Genomic DNA, 24821 nt, shown 5'->3' on the forward strand with positions numbered 1-24821 from the left:
GTCAGGGCGTCCAGTCGACGGGGAACATGACGAGCTCCGCCTCACCCTCGACGACGACCTCCCCGCCGTTCTTGGACACCGTCGTGTCGACGTAGACGCGGCGCCGGTCCTCGTCCTTGCCGGTGACCACGGTCTCCACGGTGATCCGGTCGCCGATGCGGACCGGGCCGCGGAAGCGCAGGTTCTGGGAGACGTAGGCGCTGCCGACGCCCAGCAGCTGGGCGAGCGTGGCGCCGATGTAGCCGCCGCACTGCATGCCGTAGGCGATGCGGCCCCCGAAGCGGGTGGAGGCGGCGAACTCCTCGTCGAGGTGCAGCGGCCCGCGGTCGCCGATGAGCCCGCCGTACATGACGACGTCGGCGTCGGTGATCGTCCGGGTCCAGACCTCGCGGTCGCCGACCTGGACCTGCTCGACGGTGATGACCTTCACTGCTCGACCTCCTGGAGGACACTGCGGAGAGAGATGCCGGCGGCCTTGCGGTCCCAGGTGTCGTCGGTGACACCCTCCCCGCGCAGCTGGACCTTCTGCGGCTTGCCGGTCGGCGTCCGGGGGAGCGCCTCGAGGTAGCGCAGGTAGCGCGGCACCATGAAGTGGGGGAGCTCGGCGGCGAGGTGCCGGATCAGCTCGGACTCGTCGGGCCGGCTTCCCGGGACCGGGACGACGCACAGCAGGACGTCGTCGTCGCCGTCGAACTCCGACGGGACGCCGACGGCCGCGCACTCGGCGACGCCGGGGTGGGCCACGCCGGCGATCTCGATCTCGAACGAGGAGATGTTCTCGGCGCGCCGCCGGATCCGCTCCTTGACCCGGTCGACGAAGTAGACGTAGCCGTCCTCGCCGAGGTAGCCGAGGTCGCCGGTGTGGAACCACAGGTTGCGCCAGGTCTCGAGGGTGACCTCCGGCATCCGCAGGTAGCCCTGCATCATGGTGAACGGCCGCTTGGGCCGCAGCACCATCTCGCCGGTCCGGCCGAGGGGCATCTCCTCGTCGGTGTCGGGGTCGACGATGCGCAGCTCGAAGTGCTCGTCCCGCAGGCGCCCGCAGGACCCCAGGCGCAGCGGCTCGTCGAACGGCTGCCAGATCGGGATGGTGACCTCGGTCATGCCCCAGGTCTCGATGCCCCTGATGCCGAACCGCCGCTCGAAGTCCACGGCGAGGTGGGCGGGGAACGGCGAGGCCATGATCCGGGTGATCGGGTTGTCGGCGTCGTCGGGCGACTCCGGCAGCTGGTAGAGCATCTCCACCAGCGGTCCGTGCAGCAGGGCGATCGTGCAGCCGTGCTGGCGGGCTCGCGGCAGGAACGCCTCCACCGCGAAGCGGGTGTCCAGGACCACCCGACCGCCGGTCATCATCGAGCCCATGATCCCGATGAACTTGCCCGCGACGTGGAAGAGCGGGATGAAGCAGTAGAACGCGTCGTCGGCCCCCATGCGGGCGCCTTCGACGCCCAGTCGGGAGAAGAGCCGGATCTGGCCGTGGGGCATCATCACGCCCTTGGCCGGCCCGGTCGTGCCCGACGTGTAGACGACCGAGGCGATGTCGTGGGGACCGACCGGCACCTGCGGGTCGGTCTCGTCGCCGAGGAGGTCCTCGAAGTCGACGACCGTGCAGCCGGGCACCTCCAGGGTGGCGGCGGTGCCCGGGGCGCCGTACACGACGACCGTGGTGAGGTGGCTGAGGGACTCCCGGATCTCGACGAGCCGGGGGAGCAGCTGCGCCTCCACGAACGCCACCCGGGCCTGGGAGTTCTGCATGACGTGCTCGAGCGAGTGGCCGCGGTACCCGGTGTTGATCGCGACCTCCACCGCCCCGGCCAGGGAGATCCCGAGCCAGGTGCAGATCGAGTCGGGGGCGTTGTCGGCCATGATCACGACCGACTCGCCCCGCGTGACGCCGGTGGCGATCAGGCCGTTCGCGACCGAGCACGCCCGGGCGTAGGCCGCGGCATAGGTCATCGACCGGCCGTCGACGTCGCGGACGAACTCCCGCGCGCCGTCGGCGCCCGCCCGCCGGCGGAGCAGGTCGGGGAGCAGGTCGTCCAGCGCCGGCTCCGGCGCGTACCCGGCGGTCACAGGTTCACGGCCGACATGTCGGCGTACCGCTCGCCCGCGACGGCGTCGGGCGGCACGATCTCCTCCAGGCGGGCCACGTGCTCGGGGGTGAGCCGCAGCCCGGCGGCGGCGACGTTCGCCTCGAGGTTGCGCACCCGCTTGGTGCCGGGGATCGGGACGACGTCCTCCCCGCGCGCGAGGACCCACGCCAGCGCGAGCTGGGCCAGGGTGCAGTCCAGCTCGGCGGCGATCTCGCGGCACGCGTCGACGAGCGCGAGGTTGTGGTCGAGGGCCTCGCCGTTGAACCGCGGCGAGGTTCGGCGCCAGTCGTCCTCGGGCAGGTCGGCCGCCGAGGTGATCGCGCCGGTGAGCAGCCCGCGGCCCAGCGGGCTGTAGGCCACGAAGCCGATGCCGAGCTCGCGGCACACCGGCAGCACCTCGGCCTCGACGTCGCGGCTCTGCAGCGAGTACTCGCTCTGGACGGCGGTGATGGGGTGCACGGCGTGCGCCGCGCGGATCGTGTCGGGACCGGCCTCCGACAGGCCGAGGTAGCGCACCTTGCCGGCGGCCACGAGCTCGGCCATGGCGCCGACGGTCTCCTCGATCGGGGTGTCCGGGTCGACGCGGTGCTGCCAGTAGAGGTCGATGTGGTCGGTCCCGAGGCGCTGCAGGGACAGGTCGCAGGACTGCCGGACGTACTCGGGCCGCCCGGACACCCCGTGGTTGCGGCCGGTCGAGTCCCGGACGAAGCCGAACTTGGTGGAGAGCACGACGCGGTCGCGAACGGCCGCGAGGCCGTGGCCGACGACGGCCTCGTTGGCGAAGGGGCCGTACACGTCGGCGGTGTCGAAGAGCGTCACGCCGAGGTCGACGGCCCGGTGCAGCGTGCTGCGGGACTCTGCGTCGTCGAAGTCCGTGCCGTAGGTACCGGACATCGACATGCACCCCAGGCCGACGGCGCCGACCTCGAGCTCCGGACCGAGCTTGCGGGTCTCCATCGGGTCGCTCACCCCTCCGCGGGGAACGCGCGCTCGACCTCGCGCACGTTCATCGACTCGATGAAGGCCTTGGGGCGGTCGCCCACCAGCCGCTCGCGCTCCTCGGTCGCGCGGTACGCGGCCTCCTGCTCCTCGGCCGTGCCCTCTCCGGTCAGCTCCCGGACCCAGGTGAACGTGTTGGTCTCCCGATCGACCCAGGCGGTGCGCACGGGGAGGCCATACTTCTCGTGCAGGGGCACCACGGCCCCGTGGAAGAGCTCGAGCCACTCGTCCATCACTCCGGGCTTGATCTGGTAGGTCCGCAGCTGGAAGACCACGTCGTTTCCTTCCGGGTCGGGGGCGGATGCCCGCCGTGTCGCGGGCGTCTCGGGGTGGTGCAACATATGCAGGAACGTTGCACAGTACGCAATTTGAGCGTATCTTTCGGGTGCGGAGCCCGTCAAGGCGCGTCGGGCCGGCAGGCTTCCGTCGGCGCGCCGCCCTGCGAACGGGCCCCGGACAAGGAGGGAACGTGAGCGCGCTGGCCTCGATGAACCGGCTGGTGACGATCGGCGAGACCATGGCGGTCTTCATCCACGACCCGGCGGGTCCCGCCCACAGCTACCGCCTGACCGCCGCGGGTGCCGAGAGCAACGTGGCGATCGCCGCGGCGCGGCTCGGCCTCCCCGCTCGCTGGCTGTCCCGCCTCGGCGAGGACGAGCTGGGCACCTTCGTCCGCGACTTCGTCGCCGACCACGGCGTCGACGTCGTCGTCGACTGGGACCCGTCCCGGCCGACCGCGGCCTGCGTCAAGGAGGTGCGGCCGTTCAACACGCGGATGCGGTACTACCGCAACACCAGCGCCGCCCGCCGCCTCGACCTCCTCGACCTCGCCCTGGTGGAGGACACCGACCACCTGCACCTCACCGGGGTCACGGCCGCGCTCTCGCCCGAGGACCGGCAGCTCCTCGAGACGCTCCTGCGTCGGCGGCGAGGCCTCGGGCGCACCAGCTTCGACGTCAACTACCGGGCCCAGCTGTGGTCCGGGCCGACCGAGGCGGCCGCGTGTCTGCTGCCCCTCGCCGAGGCCGCCGACCTGGTGTTCATCGGCGACGACGAGGCGCGCTCGCTGCTGGGCACCGACGATCCCGCCGAGGTGGCGGCCGCGCTGGTGCGGAAGGCGGGCGACGAGGTCGTCCTGAAGGCCGGTGGTGGTGCCGCGCTGCTGCTCGCCACGGACGGGGTGGTCGCCGCCGAGCCCGCCCGGACCGTCGAGGTCGTCGACCTCACCGGAGCCGGCGACGCGTTCGCGGCGGGGTACCTCGTTGCCCGGTCCTGGGGATGGTCGGTCCGTGGCAGACTCCGGTTGGGCCACCTGGTCGCGTCTCGGGCGATCGGCGTCGCTGGAGACATCGGCCCCGACGTCGACGACGCCGAGCTCGTCGAGCTGGCCCGCACCACGGAGGAGTCTCTCCCGGAGACCATCGGAGGACGAGCATGAGTCAGACTCTCGACCGCGCGCTGCAGGTGCTCGAGTTCGTGGGGGAGCGGCCGCGACGCATCGGCGACATCGCCGCGAGGCTCGACGTCCACCACTCCACGGCGCTCCGCTTCCTGCACACCTTGCGCAAGCACGGGTTCGTCCAGGAGCTGCCCGACCACAGCTACCGACTCGGCCCGACGATGTTCCGGCTGGGCTACCAGGCGCTGGAGGGCATCGAGCTGCGCACGATCGCACGACCGGCGATGGAGACCCTGCGCGAGGCGACCGGCGAGACCGTGCACCTCGGCTCGCTGGAGGACGGCACCGTGCTCTACGTCGAGAAGGTGGAGGCCAGTCACCCCGTGCGGATGCACTCGCGCATCGGCGCGGTCGCCCCCCTGCACTGCACCGGGGTCGCCAAGGGCATCATCGCCTTCCTGCCGCAGGACGAGCGCGATGAGCTGCTCGACCACTACGAGCTCACCAGGATGACCGACGCCACGATCACCGACCGGGCGGCGCTGGAAGCCGACCTGGCCCTGAGCCGGGAGCGCGGGTACGCGCTGGACGCCGAGGAGAACGAGCCCGGCATCCACTGCATCTCCGCTCCGGTGTTCTCCGGAGAGGGCCGGGTGGTCGGCGCCTTCAGCGTCACCGCCCCGGCCTCCCGCGTGGACCGCGCCACCCTGCTCGGGTTCGCCCCGGCGCTGGTCGAGGCCACGCGCGAGACCTCGCGGCAGCTGGGGTGGCAGTGATGGCGGCGGCTGAGGTCCCGCTGCGGACCGTCTCGATCCTGCGGGGCTTCGAGCCCCAGCGTTCGCGAGACCACGCCGAGGAGTGCTGGGCGGCGGGCATGGACCTGGTCGAGGTGCCGGTCCAGGGCGAGGCCGGCTGGGCGTCGCTGGCCGCCGTGGCCGAGATTGCCGACGGCCGGCTGTTCGGCGCCGGGACCGTGCTGATGCCCGAGGACGCCCGCCGGGCGCTCGACCTCGGGGCGACCGTGGTCATCTCCCCCGGGGTGAACCCGGACGTCGTCGACGTGGCGGCCCGCGCGGGTGCGATCCCGCTGCCCGGCGTGCTGACGCCGTCCGACGTGGGGACCGCGGTGCGGCACGGCGCGCGCACGGTCAAGCTGTTCCCCGCGTCGGTGGTCGGCTCCGGCTGGCTCCCCGCGCTGCGGGGCCCGTTCCCCGGGGTCGGCGTCGTGGCCGTCGGCGGCATCGGCCTGGACAACGCGGCCGAGTACCTGCGCGCCGGGGCGGTCGGCGTGGGCTTCGGCGGCTCGATCGTCGACGTGCTGCGCAGCGCCGACCCCGCCGGAGCCGTCGCCGAGCTGCACGAGCTCGCCGACCTCAGCCGGCAGCGGCTGGCCTCGCCCTGAGCCCGGTCGGACCCGGGTCCGACCTCGGTCCGGTGCCGGTCCGGTGCCGCTCGCGACGCCGGTTCGACCCTGGGCGACTCCTGGGCGACTCCTGGGCGACTCCTGGGCGACCCGGTCGGAGCGGCTGCGCCTTCCGGCATCCGAGGCGCGGCATGCGACTCGACGTGATGACGTCATGATGTGCCTTGACGGTGCGACGGACACCACATAGAGTCTGCAATATGCGCGTAAGCACTGCATATTATGCAATGACGATGGAACGGGTGGTGGCGGTCTCGTGAAGGTGCTGGTCTGTGTGACCCAGGCGCTGGAGGTCTCGGCGTACCTCGAGTTCACCGCCGACGGCACCGCCGTCGACGAGGCGTTCGTGACGACCAGCCTCAACGAGGCGGACCAGAACGCCGTCGAGGAGGCGCTCGCCCTGGTCGAGGCCGCGGGCGACGGCGAGGTCGTCGTCGTGAGCGCCGGCGGGGACGAGGCCGAGGAGGCGCTCCGCGCGGGGCTGACCATGGGCGCCCACCGGGCGGTCCGGGTCGACGTCGCGTCCGTGCTGCTCGCCGACACGCGCACGCTCGCCGCGGCCCTGGGACAGGCGGTCGCCGCCGAGCAGCCGGACCTCGTCCTCACCGGCGTCCAGGCGTCCGACACCGGCAGCCAGTCGGCCGCTCCCGCGCTCGCCGCGGTCTGGGGCGTGCCCGCGGTGTCCGTGGCCAGGTCGCTGGCCCTCGGTGGCCGCACGCTGACCGCCCGGCGCGAGTTCGAGGGTGGTGTGTCCGACGAGGTCGAGGTCGACCTGCCCGCGGTCGTGAGCGTCCAGGTGGGTGCCAACGAGCCGCGCTACGGCACCTTCAAGGACAAGATGCGTGCCAAGAAGGCCGAGATCCCGGTGCTGACGCCGGTCGATCTGCCGGCCGCTCGGGTGGTTCTCACCCAGATGTCCGCCGACCACGCCGGTGGTCGGACCGTGCAGATGGTGCAAGGCGGCCCCGCCGAGGTGGCCGCCCGCATCCTGACCATCGTTCGTGAGGTGCAGTGATGACCCGCTCGCTCGTGGTGGCCGAGATCATCGACGGGGCCCTGTCGCCGTTGACCGCGGAGGCCGTCTCGGCCGCTGCCGGTCTCGGTGACGAGGTCGTCGTGGCGGTCGCCGGCTCCGACGCCGCGGCGCTCGCCGACCAGGTGGCTCTCGCCGGCGTCACCGAGATCGTCACCGTCACCGTGCCGGGGAACGACCGCGACCACGACCAGATGATGCAGGTCGTCGAGGCGCTCGTCGCCGAGGTCGCGCCGCAGGTCGTGCTCGCGCCGTTCACCATCCGCTCGACCGCCTGGGCCGCCGCCGTCGCCGAGCGGCTCGACCTCGCCTACACCCCCGACGTGGTCGCGCTCGGCGCGTCCGGCGAGGGCCTGTCCGCCGAGCGGTCCATCTACGACGGCCGGGTCCGGGCGCAGTACTCCTTCCCGTCCGACCGGCCGGTGCTGGCGCTCGTCCGCGCCGGCGCCTGGACTCCGGCCGAGCCCGGCGGCGCTCCGGCGACGCGGGCGCTCGACGTCGCGCCGACCCCGTCGCGGGTCCGGCTCGGCGAGGTCCGCCGCCCCGCGGGCGGGGTCGACCTCACCACCTCCGACGTGATCCTGGCCGTGGGCCGAGGAGTGGGCGGGGAGGAGAACATCGCCGCGTTCGCCGACATCGCCGAGCGGATGGGCGCCGCCCTGGCCGCGTCGCGGCCGGTGGTCGACGCCGGCTGGCTGCCGGCCGTCCACCAGGTCGGCCAGACCGGCGTCACGGTCAAGCCGAAGGTCTACATCGCGCTCGGCATCTCCGGTGCCCTGCACCACCTCGCCGGCATGCAGACCAGCAAGACGATCGTCGCGGTCAACACCAACGCGGACGCGCCGATCTTCGGGTACGCCGACGTCGGCGCGGTCGCCGACATCCACGAGGTCGCCGAGCAGCTCAAGGCGCTCCTCTAGCAGCACCAGGATCGATCGAACGCGGGACCAAGGGAGAACTCGTGAGCACAGACGTGGCGGACGTCCTCATCATCGGCGCCGGCGCCTCGGGCGGGGTCGCGGCCAAGCACCTCGCCGAGAACGGCTTCGGCGTCGTCGTCCTCGAGCAGGGAGACTGGGTCAACCAGAGCGACCTGCCGGGACTGCGACCGGAGTACGAGCTGCTCGGCGCCGGGCCGTGGCACCCGAACCCCAACGTCCGCCAGCGCCCCGAGGACTATCCGATCAACCTCGAGGACTCGAGCGCGGTGATCGGCATGTTCAACGGGGTCGGCGGCAGCACGGTGCTGTACGCGAGCTGCTGGTGCCGCGCGAAGCCGTCGGACTTCCGGGTCCGCACCCTCGATGGCGTGGCCGACGACTGGCCGCTGACCTACGAGGAGCTCGAGCCCTTCTACCGGCAGGTCGAGTTCGAGCTCGGCATCTCCGGCAAGGGTGGCAACCCGGCGTACCCCCCGGGCTACGACCCGCCGCTCCCGAGCCTCCCGATCAACATGTCGGGCCGCGTGATGGCGGAGGGCATGAACCGGCTCGGCTGGCACTGGTGGCCCGGCTACAACTCCATCGCCTCCCAGGACCACCGCCACCAGAAGCGGTGCGAGCGGTACGGCGTGTGCATGTACGGCTGCCCGCAGGGCGCGAAGGGCTCGACCGACGTCGCGCTCTTCCCGGACGCCCTGGCGCACGGCGCCCGGGTCGTCACCGGCGCCCGGGTCGCCCGGATCACCCTGGACGAGAACGGCCTGGCCAACGGGGCGGTGTACTTCCAGGACGGGCAGGAGAAGTTCCAGCCCGCCAAGCTGGTCCTGATCGGCGCGAACGGCATCGGCACCCCCCGGCTGCTGCTCATGTCGGCCTCCTCGCAGCACCCCGACGGCCTCGCGAACAGCTCCGGGCTGGTCGGCAAGCGCTTCATGACCCACCCGTTCGGGACGTCGGTCGGGCTCTACGAGGACGACCTCGAGGACTGGGTCGGCCCCACCGGCGAGGCCATCGAGTCGATGCAGTTCTACGAGACCGACGCCTCGCGCGGGTTCGTGCGCGGCAGCAAGTGGCACATCATCCCGAACGCCGGCCGCCCGCTCGGCATGATCAACCGGTTCACGCTGGGCGAGGGCGGAGTGGCCGACGAGCCGTTCTGGGGCGAGTCGTTCACCGAGCGGATGAAGTCGTCGGTCGGACACATGATCGAGTGGATGATCATGCCCGACGACCTGCCGGAGGAGCACAACCGGATCACGCTCGACGACAGCATGACCGACTCCGACGGCCTCCCGGCCGCGAAGGTCGCCTACGTCACGGGTGAGAACACCCGCCGGCTCGTCGACTGGAACCTGCAGCGCAGCCTGGAGGCCCACGAGGCCGCGGGTGCGACGAAGGCCTGGATCACCAACCGGAACAACCCGTCGTGGCACAACATGGGCACGGCGAAGATGGGCGACGACCCGGCGACCTCGGTGGTGAACCGGTGGGGACGCACGCACGACGTGCCGAACCTGTACGTGATCGACGGCAGCCAGTTCCCCACCGCCACCGGGGTGAACCCGACGGCGACGATCTGCGCGCTCGCCAAGCGCACGGCGACGTACCTGGTGGAGAACCGGCGTGAGCAGGAGGTGTCGACGGCATGAGCATCACCAACGTGACCATCCAGCCGGCCGCTGCGCCGGCGTTGACCCCGCAGGAGCGGGAGCGGCTGGCGCTGCTGGCGGACCGGCTGATCGCCGGCGGGGCGGGGCTGCCCTCGGCCAGCGGCGCGGAGGTGCACACGCAGTGGATCGACCGGGCGATGGCGGTGCGTGCCGACCTCGACGGTGCGGTGCGCGCGGTGCTGGCGCTGGAGGGTGACCCGGCCGAGGTGGTCGAGCGGCTGCAGGCCGAGGACCCGGCGCTGTTCGGGTCGTTCGCGATGGCGGTGGCCGGTGCCTACCTGATCAACCCGCGGATCCGGCGGGAGCTGGGCTACCCGGGTCCGGCGCCGATGAAGAACGCCGCGCTGCCCGACGAGGCCGAGTCCTACCTCGAGGACGGGATCCTCGACGTGGTCGTCGCCCGCGGCCCGATCTACCGCCCCACCCCGGCCTGAACGACGTCGAGCCCCGGCCGCCCGTGCGGCCGGGGCTCACGCGCGTCCGGGCTCAGGCGGGGGGTGCCCAGGTGAGCAGCCGGGCCGGGTTGGCGACCGTGAGCAGGTGGATGGCGTCGTCCGGGACGCCGCCGCGCCGCAGCCACGGCACGAACCGCCACGGGATGTAGCTGTAGCCGGGGCCGCCGCCCCACGACACCCAGGAGCTGCGCCGGGCGAGATCGCCCGAGAGCACCACGTGCTCGCCCAGGCCGTCGTCGACGAGCCGGGCGATCGTCTCCACGCGCTTGGCGTCCGGCTCGTACCAGTCCTTGGAGATGCAGTCGAAGCCGAGCCGGAAGCCGTCGCGCGCGAGCGCACGCAGCTCGGCGTACACCAGCCGGCGGTCCAGGTGGCCGAGGCAGGTGCGCCGGGGGTCCGCGCCGGCCGCCAGGAGGATCCGCGCCTGCTCCGGTGCCATCGTGCCCGCGGTCGTGTGCGTCGTGATCGGCGAGCCGGTCAGCTGCTGCGCGCGTCCGGCGGCGGTCAGCACCCGGCGCTCGGCGTCGGTGACCTCGTCGCGGGAGCTGCCCGCCTTGATGATCCCGGCACGGACGGTGGTGCCGTCCACGCCCTCGGTCAGGTCCGTGGTCATCTCGTCGACCAGCTCGTCGACGGACATCGCCGGGACGTCGATCACGCCGTCCCAGTAGTCCACCGACACGTGGCCGGTGGTGCACACGACGTGCACGCCGCTGGCTTCGGAGACGCGCTGCAGTGCCGGGGCGTCCCGGCCGAACTCGGCGACCGTCAGCTCGATCAGGGCGCCGCCGCCCGCCTGGCGGAAGATCGCGAGCTCGGCGGTCGCGCGGTCCGGATCGTCGAGCAGCAGGTCGTCGCCGTCGCGCAGGCGGGGCGCCGGGGCGGTGACCAGGTGCTCGTGGCACAGGGTGAGACCGAGGGCGTCGGGGGAGACATCGCCGAGGACGGTGCGGACGAACGGTTGACCGGGCATGATGGATATCATAACGTCATAACAAGATGACGTCAGAGAAGGAGGTTCGGGTGCGTCGCCTCTACTTCGTCGGTGTCTCCACGACCCAGTCGAGCATCATGAAGATCTTCCCGGCCTGGGCCGAGGTGCTGGGTCTCGATGCCGAGATGCGGGGGGTGGACCTGCCGCTGCACGCTCCGCTCGCCGACGTGCGCGACGCCGTCGCCGCGGTGCGCTCCGACCCGCAGGCCGCCGGCGCCCTGGTCACCACCCACAAGGCCGCGGTCCACGATGCCGCCGGCGCGTGGTTCGACGAGCTCGACGAGGCCGCGCGGCTGTGCCACGAGGTCTCGTGCATCGTGCTCCGCGACGGGCGGATGCTGGGCTGGGCCAAGGATCCGATCACCTCGCGTCAGGCCTACACCCAGCTGCTGGGTCCGGAGCCGTGGCGCGACGGCGCGAGCGACGTCGTCTGTCTCGGCGCGGGCGGCGCGGGACTGGCGCTGCTGGTCGCCGTGCTCGGTGAGGAGCACCAGCCGGGACGGTTCGTGCTGACCGACCGTGACCCCGAGCGGCTCGAGCTCGCCAACCAGGTCCTGTCGCGGCTGACGCCCCGGGCCGAGGTGGAGCTGTGCCGCACCGCCGGCACGTCGGACACCGACCAGGTGGTGACCTCCGCCGCGCCCGGCTCCCTGATCGTCAACGCGACCGGCATGGGCAAGGACTCGCCGGGCTCGCCGATCAGCGATGCGGCGGTGTTCCCGCGCGGCGCGGTCGCGTGGGACATGAACTACCGCGGGGACCTCGACTTCCTCCGGCAGGCTCGGGCGCAGGAGTGGGACCGCGGCCTGACCGTCGCCGATGGTTGGCGATACTTCCTGCACGGCTGGACCGAGGTGATCGCGGAGGTCTTCGACGTGCCGATGCACACCACGCGCTTCGCCGAGCTGGCCGCCGTGGCCTCCGAGGTGACCGGTCGCAGGGTCGCGGGGACGGCGCCGTGACCGCGCCGACCTGCTCAGACGCGGGCCTGGGCGAGCAGCGCTCCGCCCGGACGCTTGTCGCGCACCACGTCCATCTCGACGCGCATCCGGTCGGCCCGGTGCCAGGCGCGGAAGCACTCGATGACGCCGCCGATGGCGTCGCGACCCACCGACTCGACGTACAGGAGCGGGTCGCCGGGGCCGACGCCGAGCAGCCCGGCCATCATGCCGGAGGCGGTCGTCGCCTCGATGGAGCGGTGCCCGCTCTCGATGCGCAGCCCGAACGAGTCCTCGAGGATGCGGTAGAGCGAGCCCTTCGACAGGTCCGCCGCCCGCAGGTGCTCGAGCAGCTGGAGGTCGTCGCGGTTGACGTAGGACTTCGTGAAGGCGACGACCTCGTCGTTGACGGCTCGCTGGCGGACGATCTCCAGGCAGTACGCGCCCGCGTCGGTGCCCATCAGCTCCCGGATGCGGCCCGCGACCTCGACCCGGTCGATGGAGAGCACCGTGCTGGACACCGAGTGCCCATGACTGGTCATGTCCTCGAAGAAGCCGACCGTGCTCTCCATGAACTGTTCGGAGAGCTTGGGCCGCGCGACGAAGGTCCCCTTGCCGCGCATCCGGTGCAGGACGCCCTCCGTGACCAGCTCGCCGACGGCCTGGCGGACCACGGTGCGCGACACGCCGTACCGGGCGCACATCTCGGTCTCCGACGGCAGCAGGTGCCCGGGCTCCAGGCCGTTCTGGGCGATCTCGCGCAGGATCAGTTGCTTGAGCTGCTCGTAGTAGGGCAGTCGCGCGTCCCGCTCTATCCCGCCTTGTTCCACGATCCGGACGCTATCACCCATGATGAGGTGATGACGGGATGACGAGCGCCACACAGCCCGGGCCGAGCCCCTCGCCCCGTCCTTGCGACAGTCGGCGTCACTGAACGCGTCGCACCAGCACATCCAGCACCCCACGAAAGGTCTCCGATGAACGAGCCCCGTCCCATCCGTGTCGTCGCCGCCGGCGTCGACGCCCCCACCATGGCCAAGATCGCGCAGGACGCCGGCGGCGGGCGCGTCGAGGCGGCGGCCCTCGGCGACATGCAGGGCGCCCGCCTGGTCAAGAAGGGCCAGGCCGACTACTACATCGGCACCTGCTGGTCGGGCGGCGGCGGGGCGCTCGCCGCGGCGACGGCGATCCTCGGCGCCAAGCAGGTCGGGATCGTCGGTACCCCCGGCATGGTCGTCACCGAGGAGCGGGTCCGCACGATGGTGGGGGAGGGGCGCATCGCGTTCGGTTTCGCCTACGAGCAGACCACGACCGCGATCCCCTTGATCATCAAGGAGATCCTCGCCCACCGCGACGCGCGGGGCGAGTGATCCGATGACGAACGATCTCACTGCCGACGGTCCGGTGCAGGCCCAGATCGCCGAGGAGTTCTCCGACCGCCTCGACATGCTCGAGGAGTCCGGTCAGGTCAGCAAGCTGGCGCGCCGGCTCACCGAGATGGCGCTCGCGGACCTGGCGACCGACCTGGGCGTGCGCTTCACCGAGGACGACTCGGCGCAGTTCGTCACCCACCTGGCCATCGCCCTGACCCGGATCAACCGCGGGGACCCCGCGGTCGAGATCTCCGCGGTGACCGAGGAGGAGATCGCGGACCGCGTCCGCGAGCGCGAGGCGGTGTCCCGAGTGATGCGCGACTGCGCCCCGGTGCTGGAGCGGGCGGTTCCCGAGCCCGAGATCAGTTACATGACCCTGCACCTGTGCGGCATCGTCGACGTGCAGGCCGAGCGGACCGGGCAGGACGGGTGAAGGGTCGCGCAGTAGTGGTCGTCCTCGACGGCTTCGGCGTCGGGGCCACCCCGGACTGCCCGCCCGCCGAGGCCGACCGCCATACGCTCCGACACGTGGCCGGCGACGGTCCGCTCGCCCTGCCGACCCTCGCGTCGCTGGGGCTGCACCGGCTGGCGCCCGACGCCGTCGACGAACAGCCGCTGCGCGGCGCCCATGGGCGGCTCGCGCCCATGCACCCGGGCGCCGACACCTACCTCGGCCACCAGGAGCTGATGGGCGGACTGCTGTCCCGCGTGGAGCTCAAGCTGATGGAGGACGTCGGCGACACGGTGCGTGACGCCCTGGTCGCCGCCGGGTACCGCGTCGAGCCGCTCGTCGACGGGCAGTCGATGCTGCTGGTCGACGGGGTCGCCGTCGTCCACGACAACATGGAGGCGCGGGCGCGGCTCAACATCAACGTCACCGCCTCGCTGGACGACATCGACTTCGACGCGCTGAGCGAGATCGGCTTCGCCGTGCGCCGGGCGGTCAACGTGTCGCGCGTGATCGTGGTCGGCAGCCGCGGCTACGACGTGGACGACATCCGGGCCCACATCGTCGACCGCGGCGAGGGCCAGATCGGCGTGGACACCCCCGGGCTCGGCGTCTACAACGAGCACTACCAGGTGCGCCACCTCGGCCTCGACTTCCCCGCCGAGCAGCAGCTGCCCACCCGGGTGGCCGACGCGGGCGGCGAGGTCGTGCTGCTCGGCAAGGCCGCCGACGTCGTCCGGTGCGAGGGCGCCGTCCGGGAGAACCTCGTCCCCACCGCGGAGGTGCTCGGGGCGGCGGTGCGTCACCTCGAGACGATGGAGCGCGGGCTGATCGTGGCCAACGTCCAGGAGACCGACCTCGCGGGCCACGAGCAGGACCGCGACCGCTACCTGTCCGTCCTGCAGCTGGTCGACGCCGGGCTCCCTGACCTGATCGACCGCCTCGGTCCCGAGGACTTCCTGTTCATCACCGCCGACCACGGCAACGACCCCACCTCGGGCAGCAGCCGGCACACCCGGGAGCACGTCCCGCTGCTGGCCTACGGGGAGTCGTTCGCCGCCGTGGACCTCGGCACCCGCTCGTCCCTCGCCGACGTCGGCGCAACCGTGGCCGAGCTCCTCGGCGTGGAAGCGCCAGAGTCCGGCGACTCGTTCGCAAAGGAGATCTTGTGTTCATCGACGTGACCCGACGCCGCAACCCGCGCCTCATCGAGGCGGCGGTGGAGCTGCACCAGGCGGGCCGCATTCCGTCCAACTGCTACGTGATCGACCTCGACACCGTGGCCCGCAACGCCGGGATCGTCGCTGCGGCGGCCGCCTCCCACGGGCTGACGCCGTACCAGATGACCAAGCAGTTCGGCCGCAACCCGCTCGTCGCCCGAGCAGTCGCCGACGCCGGCATCGAGAAGGTGGTGGCCGTGGACTTCGAGGAGGCACGGCTGCTGCACGCCCACGGGCTGCGGATGGGCCACGTCGGACACCTGGTCCAGGTCCCCGAGCACGAGCTCGGGCTGGCCGCCGACATGGAGTCGGACTTCCTGACGGTCTTCGGCTACGACCAGGCCGCCCGGATCAGCAAGGTCATGGAGGAGCGCGGCCGGGTCCAGGACCTGACCCTGCGCGTGGCCGAGCCGGGCGACACGTTCTACCCGGGCCAGCGCGGCGGGGTGCCGCTCGACGAGGTCGTGGACGTCGCCACCCGGATCGACGCCCTGCCCGGGGTGCGGCTGCGGGGCGTCACCAGCTTCCCCGCGATCTTGTGGGACGAGGCGAAGCGCGCCTTCGGTCCGACCCAGAACCTCGAGACGCTGCGGGCCGCCTCGGAGGCGATCAACGCCGCGGGCGTCGACGCGCCGGTGCGCAACACGCCGAGCGCCTGCTGCTCGGCGACGTTCCCGATGAAGGCCGCCGCCGGCGCCACCCACGTGGAGCCGGGCAGCGTGCTGACCGGGCAGACGCCCCTGCACGCCGTCTCCGACGAGCCCGAGCTGCCCGCGATGATCTACGTGTCGGAGATCTCGCACACGACGGCCGACGCCGCCTATTCCATCGCCGGTGGGCTCTACCCCCGGTCGCGGGCGAACACCGCCCTGGTCTACGACCGGGCGGGCGCCGAGCCGGTCGAGACCCGCGTCGAGCTGGACCCGGCCGAGGCGATCGACTACTACGGGACGCTGCGCCTGGACGACCCGAGGTCGCTCCGGGTCGGGAGCACGGTGGTGTACGCGTTCCGTGCCCAGGCGTTCGTCAGCAAGTGCTTCGTCGCCGTCGTCAGCGGGATCGGCTCCGAGCCGGCCGTCGAGGGCATCTTCACCAGCACCGGATTCCGCCTCGGGAAGGACCTCCTCCCCGTCGGCGACGAGGGAAGGACCGCGTCGTGACCGCGACCCGTACTGTGACCATCGCCGACCCGCTCGGCCTGCACGCCCGACCGGCTGCGGAGTTCGTCAGCGCCGCGCGCGGCTACCAGTCCGACCTGGTGATCCGCGTGGGTGACGCGACCGCGAACTGCAAGAGCCTGCTGTCGGTGCTCAAGCTCGGCATCGCCCACGGAACCGTGGTGGTGGTCGAGGCCGACGGCGAGGACGAGGACAGCGCGGTGGAGGACCTCGCCGCCCGCCTCGAGAACGAGGTGCAGGACGCGGCGTCGTCATGATCCTCCAGGGAATCGCCGCGTCCGGCGGCTGCGCGATCGGCCCGCTCGCGCTGATCGAGCAGGCGGCCGCGGAGATCGACGTCACCGCGACCAGCACCCGCCCGGTCGAGGAGTCGCTGGCGCGCCTGACCGCAGCGGTCGAGGCCAGCCGCGAGGACATCGAGCTGATCGCGGCGACCGCGCGCGAGCGGATCGGCGCCGAGAACGCCGCCATCATCGAGGCCCAGCTCCTGGTGCTCGACGACCCGGAGTGGCACGAGCCCGTCGTGGAGGCGATCCACGAGGGCGCCACGGCCGAGGGCGCCGTGTGGCGGGTCAGCCAGGAGGTGGCCGCGATGCTCGCCGCCCTCGACGACCCCTACCTCTCCGAGAGGTCGGCCGACATTCTCGACGTCGGCCAGCGCGTGGTCGGACACCTGACCGACCGCAGACGGCAGGTCCCGACCGCGGGAGCCGCGCGCGACGTCATCATCGGCGCCTACGAGCTCACGCCGACCGACACCCTCGACCTCGACCTCGAGGTCGTGCGGGGGATCGTGACCGAGGTGGGCTCCCGCACGGCGCACGCGGCGATCATCGCGCGTCAGCTGGGCATCCCCGCCGTCGTGGGTGCGAAGGGTCTCCTCGACGCGGTGTCGTCGGGCGACCTCGTGCTCGTCGACGGCGACCGCGGCACCTGCACGATCCGCCCGGGCGAGGACGAAGCCGACCGGGCGCGGGCGTCGACCGCCGCGCGCGCCGCACGGGAGGTCGTCGTCGACCCGGTCAGCACGCGGGACGGCGTCGCCGTCCAGGTGCTGGCGAACGCCGGCAGCCTCGCCGACGTCGAGCGTGCGGTCGCGTGGGGCGCCGACGGGATCGGACTCTTCCGCACCGAGTTCGTCTTCATGCAGGCGGCCACCCCGCCGGACGAGGACGAGCAGGCCGCCCACTACGCCGCGATCGCCGAGGCCGCCCAGGGCCGCCCGGTCACCTTCCGGACCCTCGACATCGGGGGCGACAAGCCCGTCCCCGGCCTGCACGTCGAGGCCGAGGCGAACCCGTTCCTCGGGGTGCGCGGGGTCCGTCTCACGCTTGCCAACGAGGACCTGTTCGTCGCCCAGCTGCGGGCGCTGGCCCGGACGGCGGCGGCCTTCCCCGGGATCAAGGTGATGGTGCCGATGGTCTCGGGGCTCGAGGAGCTCGACCAGGTCCGCGCGCTCCTGGCGGAGCACGCCCCGGACGCGGCGTTCGGCTTCGGGACGATGGTCGAGGTGCCCAGCGCCGCGACGATCGCCCCCGAGCTCGCCGAGGAGGTGGACTTCCTCAGCGTCGGCACCAACGACCTCACGGCGTACGTGCTCGCGGCGGACCGCGGCAACACCGGGCTGGACTACCTCTACGACGAGTTCCACCCGGCGGTCCTGCGGACCCTGCACCAGATCCGCTCGGGTGCCGGCGCGACGCCGGTCAGCATCTGCGGGGAGCTCGCCGGTGAGCCGCGGGCCCTCGCGCTGCTCGTCGGCCTCGGCTACCACCAGCTCAGCGTCTCGGGGCCCCTGGTGCCCGAGGTCAAGAGCGCCGTGCGCGAGCTCACCGCGGCCGCCACGGCCGAGGGGGTCGCGGCGGTCCTGCGCGCCCGCCGGCGGTCCGAGGTCGACGCGGCGCTGGACATCCTGGCCCAGCTCGGGATGCGCTGACCTGGTCGGCAGCACCCCGGCTCTTCGGAGTCGGGGGTGCTGTCCTCGTCATCAGCGGGGGCCGAGCACCCGAGCTTCGGCGCGTCGCGTCGTGGTGGAGCTCGAGACGAGCACTGCTTGGCACCATGTGGACCGTGACGAGCGGGGCGAGCGCCTGGGCGGAACGTGCGGTCGAGCACGTGACCCGCGCCGCGTCCGGCCCACCGCTGGACCGCTCACTGCGCGTGACCCTGAACTTCCACCCCGACCGTCTGTCGGCCGGTGACACGGTGCTGGAGCGGCTGGCGCGCGACGGCGTCTACCGCTCGCAGTTCGAGACCGGCACCAGCAACGGCGGACTCACCGCCCATCCCGGCGGTGCACGGTGGCGGTGGGAACAGCGCATCTTCGGGCACGCGTACGACGACGCCCCGGCCGCGGAGCGGCCGAAGTACGGGGCGCTCAACCATCGCCGCCGGTGTATCGGCGCCGCGCCCAGGTTCGGGTCGGCGCAGCTACGACTCACCGAAGCCGTGCTCGCGCGCAGCACCTTCTGCTTCCCCGACTCGGTGTTCCAGCCGTCCGCGATGGCGACCGCCGCCCGCTTCGACTTGTTCCCCCTCGTCGAGCAGTTCGATGCTCGAGAGCTGTCCGACGGCGTCGAGGCGACCGAGGGCGGGCTCCTGGACGACTACATCGAGGCCCACGTGCACGGCACGGTCGACCTGGCCGTCGACGTCGAGGCCGTGGTGCTCGACCCCTGTTTCCGAGGCACGCCCATCGAGGACCAGGCCGGGTCGCTCGGCGTGCTGCTGGAGTGGCACGAGGGTCGACTGCTCCCGGTGGAGACCCTCGCCGCCCACCCGCAGTTCCGTGGGCCGCACATCGTCGAGGTCGGTCGCCGCGTCGCCCGAGACGGCGTGCTCGACGCCGCCATCATCGGCCGGGCAGCGGGCGCCGGCGACGAGGACCCCCAGGACCTGAAGAAGGTCTGGCACCACGTCGCCCGGTTCGGGAGCCCGACCGAAGGGTGAGCGACCCGCCGCAACACTGGGCGTCCTGACCCACCTCGGGACGCGCTGATCCAGTGGGCCCACTCCGGCGGCCGGCGGCCGGCGGCCGGCCCACCGCCGGCCTCGATCCGCCAGCCGAGAACCAGCCCTCGGTCAGCTCAGTGTCCGGTCGAACGCGGCGAGCAGCCGGCGCTGCGCACCATCGCGCGGGATGGCGCAGCCACCGGCACGGCGGTCATGTCCCGAGTGTGCGCGAGGCTCCGCCCGCGCGTCAGCGCTCAGCCCGCGGGCCGGACCTCGAAGAGGAGCGGCGCCCCGTCGAGACCGCGGACCAGCTCCTCGACGGCGAGCACGCCGGCGCGCTCGACGGCCTCGACCGTGGAGGCCCCGGCATGCGGGGTCAGGATGACGTTCGGCAGGTCGCGCAGCGGGCTGTCGGGGCCGAGCGGCTCCTCCTCGAAGCTGTCGAGCGCGGCCGCGTGCAGGGGACCCTCGCGGAGGGCGACGGCCAGCGCCGCCTCGTCGACGATGCCGCCCCGTGCGGTGTTGACCAGGATGCTCGCGGGCCGCATCCGGGCCAGGACCCCGGCGTCGAAGAGATGCCGGGTCGTGTCGGTCAGCGGGGCGTGGAGCGAGATGACGTCGGCGCGCTCGATCAGCTCGTCGAAGCCCACCATCTCGATGTCCGGAGGCGCGGCCACCGGGTCGTGGCCGATCACCGCCATGCCGAGGGCCCGGGCCCGGACGGCGACCTCGTGGCCGATCCGGCCGATGCCCACCAGGCCCAGCGTCCGGCCGGACAGCTCCAGCGCGGCGGGTCGCGACCAGGACCCCGACCGGATCGACCGGTCCAGGGCCGGGATGCCCCGGGCCGCGGCCAGCATCAGGCCGACGGCGAGCTCGGCCACCGACGTGGTCGTGGCCCCGAGCGTCCGGCTCACCCGGATGCCCTCCGCCTCGGCGGCGTCGAGGTCGACGCTGTCCAGGCCGATGCCGAACCGGACCAGCACCTTCATGCCGCTGCCGACCAGGGCCTCCGCCGACGCGTCGTCGACGCCGAGGATCGCGCCGTCGCACCCGTGCAGCAGCTCACGCAGCTCGGCGGCGGTCAGCGGCCGCTCCTGGGTGGGGTAGCGCACCTCGCACCCGAGGGCCGCCAGCAGGTCGTGATGCCGCCCCGGGGTCTGCCGGAAGCCCCGGGGCGTCACCGCGATGGTGGTCACCGGCCGGTGTACCTCGGGTTCGGCACGACCTCCGGGCCGTCCTCGCCCTCGACGACGATCACCGGGAAGCCCTGGTCGGCGATGGTGGCGTAGTCGTAGCCGGCGTCGCCGATGTAGACGGCGTAGAAGACCAGGGGCACGTCGCCGGTGTTCACCGACCGGTGCGCCCAGTGCCCGGGGACGTAGTTGACGATGCCCGGGCGCATCTCCTTGGTCTGGGTCGTGCCGTCCTCGAGCGCCATCACCAGCAGGCCCTGGCCCGACAGGGTCAGGTAGATCTCCGCCCGGTCCCGCGTGGCGTGGAAGTGGCCCTTCGTCATGAAGTACTCGCCGCCGACCGTGCCCGGCTGCAGGACCGTGGTCGAGGACAGCAGGTTGTTGTTGGTGGCGGGCACGCGGATCTCGTGCACCGCGTACATCTCGTCCTCGCCGGGCGCGTCGGACTCGTTGACGAAGTAGCCCGCGAGGTCCGCGTGGCTGCGTCGCAGGATGACCGGGTCCGGCGTCAGGGCGCCGGACTGGAAGTCGACGTGGACGGCGAAGGGCACCATCACGTCGGCGGGCAGGTCGGTGGTCATGTTGGTCTCCAGAGGTGATGGGGCGGTCAGGCGGAGGCCGCTGCGGCGCGGAACTCGGGGTCGGCCAGGGCGTCCCGGAGGACACGCAGGACCGTCTCCGGGCCGCCGCGCATCGGGTTCACGCGGACGGCGTACCGCTCCAGCCCCGGTGAGGACTTCAAGAACGTGCTGGTCAGGTAGGTGAACAGCGGGAGGAACTCGAACTGCGCCTCCTCGCCCACCGACTGGCTCGGCGAGCCGTTGCGCCAGGCCGACCGCAGGAACTCCTCGGCGACCGGGCGGTCGAACAGGAGCACCGTGCACCGGATGCCGGGCTGCGCGGCGAAGGCGCCGGCGAGGTAGGGGTAGTCCCCGCTGCCCGCCTCGGCGTTCACGGTGGCCGCGACGTCGAGCACCGTCTGGTTCTGGACCGCCAGCGCGACCGGTGCGAAGACCAGGGCGCGGAGCGCGGCCATGGCGTGCGGGCCCTGGATCTGGCAGCCGGCCGACGACAGGTCGCGGCGGATCTGGCCGACGCGCTCCGAGTCGGCGAGCACGGCGCCGATCGGGTGGGGCGACAACAGCTTGAACAGCGACAGCGCCGAGGCGTCCGCCCCGAGCTGCACGCCGATCCGGGGCGACCGCATGACCGCGTAGTTGTCGTCGACGAGGACGCGGACGTCGTCGCCGCACACCTCGCGGACCAGCGAGATCACCTCGCCGAGGTCGTGGTTGTCGCCCAGCCGCTGGGGGACGTGCTGGAGGTAGACCGACTGCGGTCGCTTCTCGCGCAGGGCCGACTCGAGGCCGGCCCGGTCGTCGAAGCTGGAGTAGACGACGTCCAGCCCCATGTGCCGCATCGCCGGCAGCGTCGTCTTGTAGGGGTGGGCGTCGTGGACGAGGATCCGGGTGCCCGGCTCGACCACGCCGTTGAGCATCGCGCGGATCGAGCCGGTGCCGGCACCGTGGATCAGTACGGCGTCCTCGGCCTCGAAGAACCGCGCGAGCACCTCCTCGACCCGGGCGGTCGCGCGCGGCCGCCCGCCGCCACCGAAGCCGACGGTGGCGAGCTCGCGCACCTGGCCGTAGTCCTCGACGAAGACCTCGTCGGAGCCCATCACCTGGGCGGCAGCCTCGACGAGCCGGTGCTGCATCCGGACGGCCTCGTCCAGCGAGACGTGCTCACGCACGACCGTGCTGCGCAGCGCGTCGGCGAAGGAGGCGACCAGCTCCGCGCGGTCGCCCGTGCCGGAGCCCGCCGGGGCGTCGACCTCAGAGCTCACCGAGCACCTCGTCGATCGCCCGGCAGGTGGCCGCCACCATGTCGTCCGCGTCCTGCTGCGTCGTGACCAGGGCCGGGAACAGCGTGATGACGTCGCCGGTCGCGCGGAGCATGAAGTTCTGCTCCATCGCGCGGTCCATGACCCGGCGCCCGACCGCGAGCTGCTTGGCGAACGGCGCCTTGGTGCCCGCGTCCTCGACCAGCTCGATACCGATCAGGAAGCCCTTGCCTCGGACGTCGCCGACGTTCGGGTGCCCTGCGTAGCGGGACCGGAAGGCCTCGATCATGCCCTCGCCGATCCGGGCGGTGGACTCGAGCAGGTGCTCCTTCTCGATCGCGTCCAGGACGGCCAGGCCGGCGGCGCAGGCGGTCGGGTGGGCCGCGTAGGTGTGGCCGGAGACCTTCGCCTGCGTCGCCGCGCCGTCGCCGTAGATGGTCTCCATCACGCGCCCGGTCGCGATCGCCGCGCCCAGCGGCACGTAGCCGCCGGTGATGCCCTTGGAGGAGGTGACGATGTCCGGCGTGACCCCGAAGTGCTCGAAGCCGAACCAGCGGCCCGTGCGCCCGACCCCGATGAACACCTCGTCGTCGATCCACAAGATGTCGTAGCGGTCGCAGATCTCGCGCAGGCGGCGCAGGTAGTTGGCCGGCGGGACGAGCACGAGGGCGGCCGGGATCGACTCCGCGAGGATGCCCGCGATGGTCTCCGGGCCCTCGGCCAGGATCGTCGCCTCGATCGCGTCGGCGCAGGCGTCGCCGTACTCCTCCTCGGTCATCCCGTCGGGACGCCGGTAGGGGTAGCACGCGTCCAGCTCCACGAAGCCCGGCGCGAGGGGCGCGAACCAGGTGCGGAACTCCTGGTTGTCGCTCGCGCTGGCCCCGACCAGGGTCGTCCCGTGGTAGCCGGTCTTGCGGTAGAGGAACTTGGTGCGCTCGGGGTTGCCCTTCGCGCGGTGGTAGCTCTTCGCCAGCTGGGTGGCGCTCTCGACGGCCTCGGAGCCGGAGGAGACGAAGAAGCTCGTCTGGAGACCCGCGTCGGTGAGCCCCGCGATGCGGCGGCCCAGCTCGATGGAGGGCTCGTTGATGAAGGTGCGGAGCGAGACCCAGTGCAGCGTGGTCATCTGGGCGTGGACGGCGTCCGCGACGTCGACGCGGCCGTGGCCGAGCGTCGCCGCGGCCGAGCCGCCGGACAGGCCGTCGAGGTAGACGCGGCCATCGGCGTCGGTCACGTGCACGCCGGACGCGGAGACCGCCAGCGGTCCACGGGCCTCACGGGTCGCGGCGGCGGCTACGCCGTGTCGCCATACGAACCGGATGGAATCCTCGACGAGGTCCCCAATAGGGTTGTGATGTGCTTCATATTTGTTGGTCACAGACACTTGACCTTCTCGTGAGTCGTCGTAACATCATTACCACCCTACGGGCCGGTCTCGGTCGCTGACAACACACGACGGCCACGGGTTCTCGGATGAAGCCACCGACGCCGTCGTGGCCGCCAAGAAAGAGGAGTGCGTGAACGGGACGACCGCCGCGACGATGCCGGGACACCGGATGCGAGCCGAGATGGCCGAGCAACCCGAGCGGGTGCGCGCGGCGCTGCGCGGGGCTCTCGAGCGCGCGGACGACCTCGCGCCGCTCGTGGCCGCGGCCCGGCAGGTGCTGCTGCTCGGGCGCGGTTCGTCACGCTCGGCCTCCACCTACGCCGCCGAGGCCTTCCGGTCGCTCGCCGGCGTGCCGGCCTGCGTGATGTCGCCGGCCCACCTGGCCTGGTCCGCCTCCGGCGACCTGCACGGCTCGCTCGTGGTCGCCGTCTCCCAGTCCGGTGAGAGCACCGAGATCCTGGCCGGCGCCCAGGCCGCCGTCGAGCGGGGCGCCGACCTCGTGGTGGTCACCAACTCCCCGGACTCGACCCTGGCCGGGCTGGTTCCCGAGCAGCGCCGGCTGCTGTTCCTGGCCGGACGCGAGGTGGCCGTCCCGGCCACGAAGAGCTTCACGACGTCGCTGGCCTGCCTGCTGGGCATCGCCGCCGCGGGCCGACCGGAGCTGCTGAGCGAGGCGGCCGACGCCGTCCCCGACCTGATGTCCACCGTGCTCGACGACGAGGCGAGCCGCATCGACGTCGCCGCGGCGTCGGACTTCGTGTGCGCGGGCGAGGGCTACGCGGAGGCGGTCGGCGAGGAGGGCGCCATCAAGCTGCGCGAGACCCTGAGCCGGCCGGTCGCGGTGTTCGAGACCAGCGAGTTCCTCCACGGCAGCGTCAACTCCGTCAGCGACCGCACAGCGGTGCTGCTCGCGGCGTCCGACCACGTAGGCGAGCGGCTCGGTGAGCAGGCCGTCACGGAGGCCGCGCTGCGCGGGGCCCACACCGTCACGGTGTCCGCGGCGGACCGCAGCACCGCGGCGCAGCACGTGCGGCTCCCGGCGACGCCGTCGCACTGGGCCCCGTTCCTCGCCGTCCTGCCGCTCCAGCGCGCGGCGCACGACGCCGCGCTGGCCCAGGGTGCCGACCCCGACACCCCGGCGGGACTCACCAAGGTGACCCGCATCGCCAGTGTCGCGGGCGCAGGGGCGTCGTGATCTCCCGCCTGCCGCACCGCTCCGGTGCACACACCCCGCCCGTGCCTCATGACGACCATGTCCACCACCCCCTCACGCCTATGGGAGACC

Annotated in this window: 26 protein-coding genes; 16 read left to right on the forward strand and 10 right to left on the reverse strand. The window is 72.5% G+C overall.

What is annotated here, in order from left to right; all coding sequences use genetic code 11:
• Nucleotide 1 precedes the first annotated feature (1 nt).
• The 4 genes from ABD086_RS07735 to ABD086_RS07750 are packed head-to-tail and all read right to left on the reverse strand — an operon-like array spanning nt 2 to nt 3367.
• Entirely contained in the window at nt 2–430 is a 429-nt protein-coding gene (locus ABD086_RS07735; protein ID WP_343906906.1) for a MaoC family dehydratase, read from the reverse strand.
• Nucleotides 427–2073, reverse strand: a complete 1647-nt coding sequence (locus ABD086_RS07740) for an AMP-binding protein (protein ID WP_343906907.1) — start codon at nt 2071–2073, stop codon at nt 427–429. The genes ABD086_RS07735 and ABD086_RS07740 overlap by 4 nt, the downstream gene beginning before the upstream one ends.
• Nucleotides 2070–3050 carry an aldo/keto reductase gene (locus ABD086_RS07745; RefSeq protein ID WP_343906908.1) on the reverse strand — a complete coding sequence of 327 codons (981 nt, stop codon included), beginning with the start codon at nt 3048–3050 and terminating at the stop codon, nt 2070–2072. The genes ABD086_RS07740 and ABD086_RS07745 overlap by 4 nt, the downstream gene beginning before the upstream one ends.
• Nucleotides 3051–3058: 8 nt before the next feature.
• Nucleotides 3059–3367, reverse strand: coding sequence for an NIPSNAP family protein (locus ABD086_RS07750; RefSeq protein WP_343906909.1), 309 nt, complete (start codon nt 3365–3367; stop codon nt 3059–3061).
• Nucleotides 3368–3561: 194 nt separating this feature from the next.
• Here ABD086_RS07750 and ABD086_RS07755 point away from each other — a divergent pair, with 194 nt between their 5' ends.
• From ABD086_RS07755 to ABD086_RS07785, 7 genes are all read left to right on the forward strand, one after another.
• The gene (locus ABD086_RS07755; protein WP_343906910.1) at nt 3562–4530 is read left to right on the forward strand and encodes a sugar kinase; all 969 of its coding nucleotides are present in this window, start codon (nt 3562–3564) and stop codon (nt 4528–4530) included.
• Complete coding sequence (locus tag ABD086_RS07760) at nt 4527–5267, forward strand: IclR family transcriptional regulator (RefSeq protein ID WP_343906911.1); 741 nt, start codon at nt 4527–4529, stop codon at nt 5265–5267. The genes ABD086_RS07755 and ABD086_RS07760 overlap by 4 nt, the downstream gene beginning before the upstream one ends.
• Nucleotides 5267–5893 carry a bifunctional 4-hydroxy-2-oxoglutarate aldolase/2-dehydro-3-deoxy-phosphogluconate aldolase gene (locus ABD086_RS07765; protein ID WP_343906912.1) on the forward strand — a complete coding sequence of 209 codons (627 nt, stop codon included), beginning with the start codon at nt 5267–5269 and terminating at the stop codon, nt 5891–5893. The genes ABD086_RS07760 and ABD086_RS07765 overlap by 1 nt, the downstream gene beginning before the upstream one ends.
• 295 nt (nt 5894–6188) lie before the next feature.
• Nucleotides 6189–6929, forward strand: a complete 741-nt coding sequence (locus ABD086_RS07770; RefSeq protein ID WP_343906913.1) for an electron transfer flavoprotein subunit beta/FixA family protein — start codon at nt 6189–6191, stop codon at nt 6927–6929.
• Nucleotides 6929–7867 (forward strand): electron transfer flavoprotein subunit alpha/FixB family protein, encoded by a 939-nt coding sequence (locus tag ABD086_RS07775; protein WP_343906914.1) that lies wholly within the window; start codon nt 6929–6931, stop codon nt 7865–7867. The genes ABD086_RS07770 and ABD086_RS07775 overlap by 1 nt, the downstream gene beginning before the upstream one ends.
• 41 nt (nt 7868–7908) lie before the next feature.
• On the forward strand, nt 7909–9537 hold the full coding sequence (locus tag ABD086_RS07780; RefSeq protein WP_343906915.1) for a GMC family oxidoreductase: 1629 nt from the start codon (nt 7909–7911) through the stop codon (nt 9535–9537).
• On the forward strand, nt 9534–9992 hold the full coding sequence (locus tag ABD086_RS07785; RefSeq protein WP_343906916.1) for a hypothetical protein: 459 nt from the start codon (nt 9534–9536) through the stop codon (nt 9990–9992). The genes ABD086_RS07780 and ABD086_RS07785 overlap by 4 nt, the downstream gene beginning before the upstream one ends.
• Before the next feature lie 52 nt (nt 9993–10044).
• Here ABD086_RS07785 and ABD086_RS07790 read toward each other — a convergent pair whose 3' ends face one another.
• A complete protein-coding gene (locus tag ABD086_RS07790) occupies nt 10045–10986 on the reverse strand; it encodes a phosphotriesterase family protein (protein WP_343906917.1) in 942 nt (313 codons plus the stop codon).
• A gap of 50 nt (nt 10987–11036) precedes the next feature.
• Here ABD086_RS07790 and ABD086_RS07795 point away from each other — a divergent pair, with 50 nt between their 5' ends.
• Nucleotides 11037–11969: a shikimate dehydrogenase family protein gene (locus tag ABD086_RS07795; protein WP_343906918.1), complete on the forward strand. Its 933-nt coding sequence runs from the start codon at nt 11037–11039 to the stop codon at nt 11967–11969.
• A 14-nt stretch (nt 11970–11983) separates the two neighbouring features.
• Here ABD086_RS07795 and ABD086_RS07800 read toward each other — a convergent pair whose 3' ends face one another.
• On the reverse strand, nt 11984–12796 hold the full coding sequence (locus tag ABD086_RS07800; protein ID WP_343906919.1) for a GntR family transcriptional regulator: 813 nt from the start codon (nt 12794–12796) through the stop codon (nt 11984–11986).
• 126 nt (nt 12797–12922) lie between these two features.
• Here ABD086_RS07800 and ABD086_RS07805 point away from each other — a divergent pair, with 126 nt between their 5' ends.
• The 7 genes from ABD086_RS07805 (at nt 12923) to ABD086_RS07835 (ending at nt 19113) form a co-directional block, all read left to right on the forward strand.
• Nucleotides 12923–13315, forward strand: coding sequence for a DUF2620 family protein (locus ABD086_RS07805; protein WP_343906920.1), 393 nt, complete (start codon nt 12923–12925; stop codon nt 13313–13315).
• Between the two features lie 4 nt (nt 13316–13319).
• Entirely contained in the window at nt 13320–13751 is a 432-nt protein-coding gene (locus ABD086_RS07810; protein WP_343906921.1) for a PRD domain-containing protein, read from the forward strand.
• A 14-nt stretch (nt 13752–13765) separates the two neighbouring features.
• A complete protein-coding gene (locus tag ABD086_RS07815) occupies nt 13766–14950 on the forward strand; it encodes a phosphopentomutase (RefSeq protein WP_343906922.1) in 1185 nt (394 codons plus the stop codon).
• Nucleotides 14935–16146, forward strand: a complete 1212-nt coding sequence (locus ABD086_RS07820; RefSeq protein ID WP_343906923.1) for an alanine racemase — start codon at nt 14935–14937, stop codon at nt 16144–16146. The genes ABD086_RS07815 and ABD086_RS07820 overlap by 16 nt, the downstream gene beginning before the upstream one ends.
• A complete protein-coding gene (locus ABD086_RS07825) occupies nt 16143–16421 on the forward strand; it encodes an HPr family phosphocarrier protein (protein WP_343906924.1) in 279 nt (92 codons plus the stop codon). Before ABD086_RS07820 ends, ABD086_RS07825 begins: the two co-directional genes overlap by 4 nt.
• Complete coding sequence (ptsP, locus tag ABD086_RS07830) at nt 16418–18100, forward strand: phosphoenolpyruvate--protein phosphotransferase (RefSeq protein ID WP_343906925.1); 1683 nt, start codon at nt 16418–16420, stop codon at nt 18098–18100. The genes ABD086_RS07825 and ptsP overlap by 4 nt, the downstream gene beginning before the upstream one ends.
• A gap of 134 nt (nt 18101–18234) precedes the next feature.
• The gene (locus ABD086_RS07835) at nt 18235–19113 is read left to right on the forward strand and encodes a DUF3626 domain-containing protein (protein ID WP_343906926.1); all 879 of its coding nucleotides are present in this window, start codon (nt 18235–18237) and stop codon (nt 19111–19113) included.
• Nucleotides 19114–19370: 257 nt separating this feature from the next.
• Here ABD086_RS07835 and ABD086_RS07840 read toward each other — a convergent pair whose 3' ends face one another.
• From ABD086_RS07840 to ABD086_RS07855, 4 genes are read right to left on the reverse strand one after another with little or no spacing between them, the layout of a single operon-like run.
• Complete coding sequence (locus tag ABD086_RS07840; RefSeq protein WP_343906927.1) at nt 19371–20315, reverse strand: phosphoglycerate dehydrogenase; 945 nt, start codon at nt 20313–20315, stop codon at nt 19371–19373.
• Nucleotides 20312–20893 (reverse strand): glucose-6-phosphate isomerase family protein, encoded by a 582-nt coding sequence (locus tag ABD086_RS07845; protein ID WP_343906928.1) that lies wholly within the window; start codon nt 20891–20893, stop codon nt 20312–20314. The genes ABD086_RS07840 and ABD086_RS07845 overlap by 4 nt, the downstream gene beginning before the upstream one ends.
• Nucleotides 20894–20919: 26 nt before the next feature.
• Nucleotides 20920–22155, reverse strand: coding sequence for an aminotransferase class V-fold PLP-dependent enzyme (locus ABD086_RS07850; RefSeq protein WP_343906929.1), 1236 nt, complete (start codon nt 22153–22155; stop codon nt 20920–20922).
• The gene (locus ABD086_RS07855; RefSeq protein WP_343906930.1) at nt 22145–23533 is read right to left on the reverse strand and encodes an aminotransferase family protein; all 1389 of its coding nucleotides are present in this window, start codon (nt 23531–23533) and stop codon (nt 22145–22147) included. The genes ABD086_RS07850 and ABD086_RS07855 overlap by 11 nt, the downstream gene beginning before the upstream one ends.
• Nucleotides 23534–23666: 133 nt before the next feature.
• On the opposite strand from ABD086_RS07855, the gene ABD086_RS07860 reads away from it, so the two are divergent.
• Complete coding sequence (locus ABD086_RS07860) at nt 23667–24731, forward strand: SIS domain-containing protein (RefSeq protein ID WP_343906931.1); 1065 nt, start codon at nt 23667–23669, stop codon at nt 24729–24731.
• Nucleotides 24732–24821: the final 90 nt, after the last annotated feature.

This window comes from Nocardioides aquiterrae, assembly GCF_039526625.1.
GTDB classification, from domain to species: Bacteria; Actinomycetota; Actinomycetes; order Propionibacteriales; family Nocardioidaceae; genus Nocardioides; species Nocardioides aquiterrae.

What these genes read in the sequence shown, in the direction of transcription:
- ABD086_RS07765 (WP_343906912.1), top strand. Translation starts at nt 5,267, where the DNA reads ATGGCGGCGGCTGAGGTCCCGCTGCGGACCGTCTCGATCCTGCGGGGC.
- ABD086_RS07785 (WP_343906916.1), top strand. Translation starts at nt 9,534, where the DNA reads ATGAGCATCACCAACGTGACCATCCAGCCGGCCGCTGCGCCGGCGTTG.
- ABD086_RS07800 (WP_343906919.1), bottom strand. Translation starts at nt 12,796, where the DNA reads ATGGGTGATAGCGTCCGGATCGTGGAACAAGGCGGGATAGAGCGGGAC.
- ABD086_RS07760 (WP_343906911.1), top strand. Translation starts at nt 4,527, where the DNA reads ATGAGTCAGACTCTCGACCGCGCGCTGCAGGTGCTCGAGTTCGTGGGG.
- ABD086_RS07775 (WP_343906914.1), top strand. Translation starts at nt 6,929, where the DNA reads ATGACCCGCTCGCTCGTGGTGGCCGAGATCATCGACGGGGCCCTGTCG.
- ABD086_RS07745 (WP_343906908.1), bottom strand. Translation starts at nt 3,050, where the DNA reads ATGGAGACCCGCAAGCTCGGTCCGGAGCTCGAGGTCGGCGCCGTCGGC.
- ABD086_RS07810 (WP_343906921.1), top strand. Translation starts at nt 13,320, where the DNA reads ATGACGAACGATCTCACTGCCGACGGTCCGGTGCAGGCCCAGATCGCC.
- ABD086_RS07805 (WP_343906920.1), top strand. Translation starts at nt 12,923, where the DNA reads ATGAACGAGCCCCGTCCCATCCGTGTCGTCGCCGCCGGCGTCGACGCC.
- ptsP (WP_343906925.1), top strand. Translation starts at nt 16,418, where the DNA reads ATGATCCTCCAGGGAATCGCCGCGTCCGGCGGCTGCGCGATCGGCCCG.
- ABD086_RS07790 (WP_343906917.1), bottom strand. Translation starts at nt 10,986, where the DNA reads ATGCCCGGTCAACCGTTCGTCCGCACCGTCCTCGGCGATGTCTCCCCC.
- ABD086_RS07845 (WP_343906928.1), bottom strand. Translation starts at nt 20,893, where the DNA reads ATGACCACCGACCTGCCCGCCGACGTGATGGTGCCCTTCGCCGTCCAC.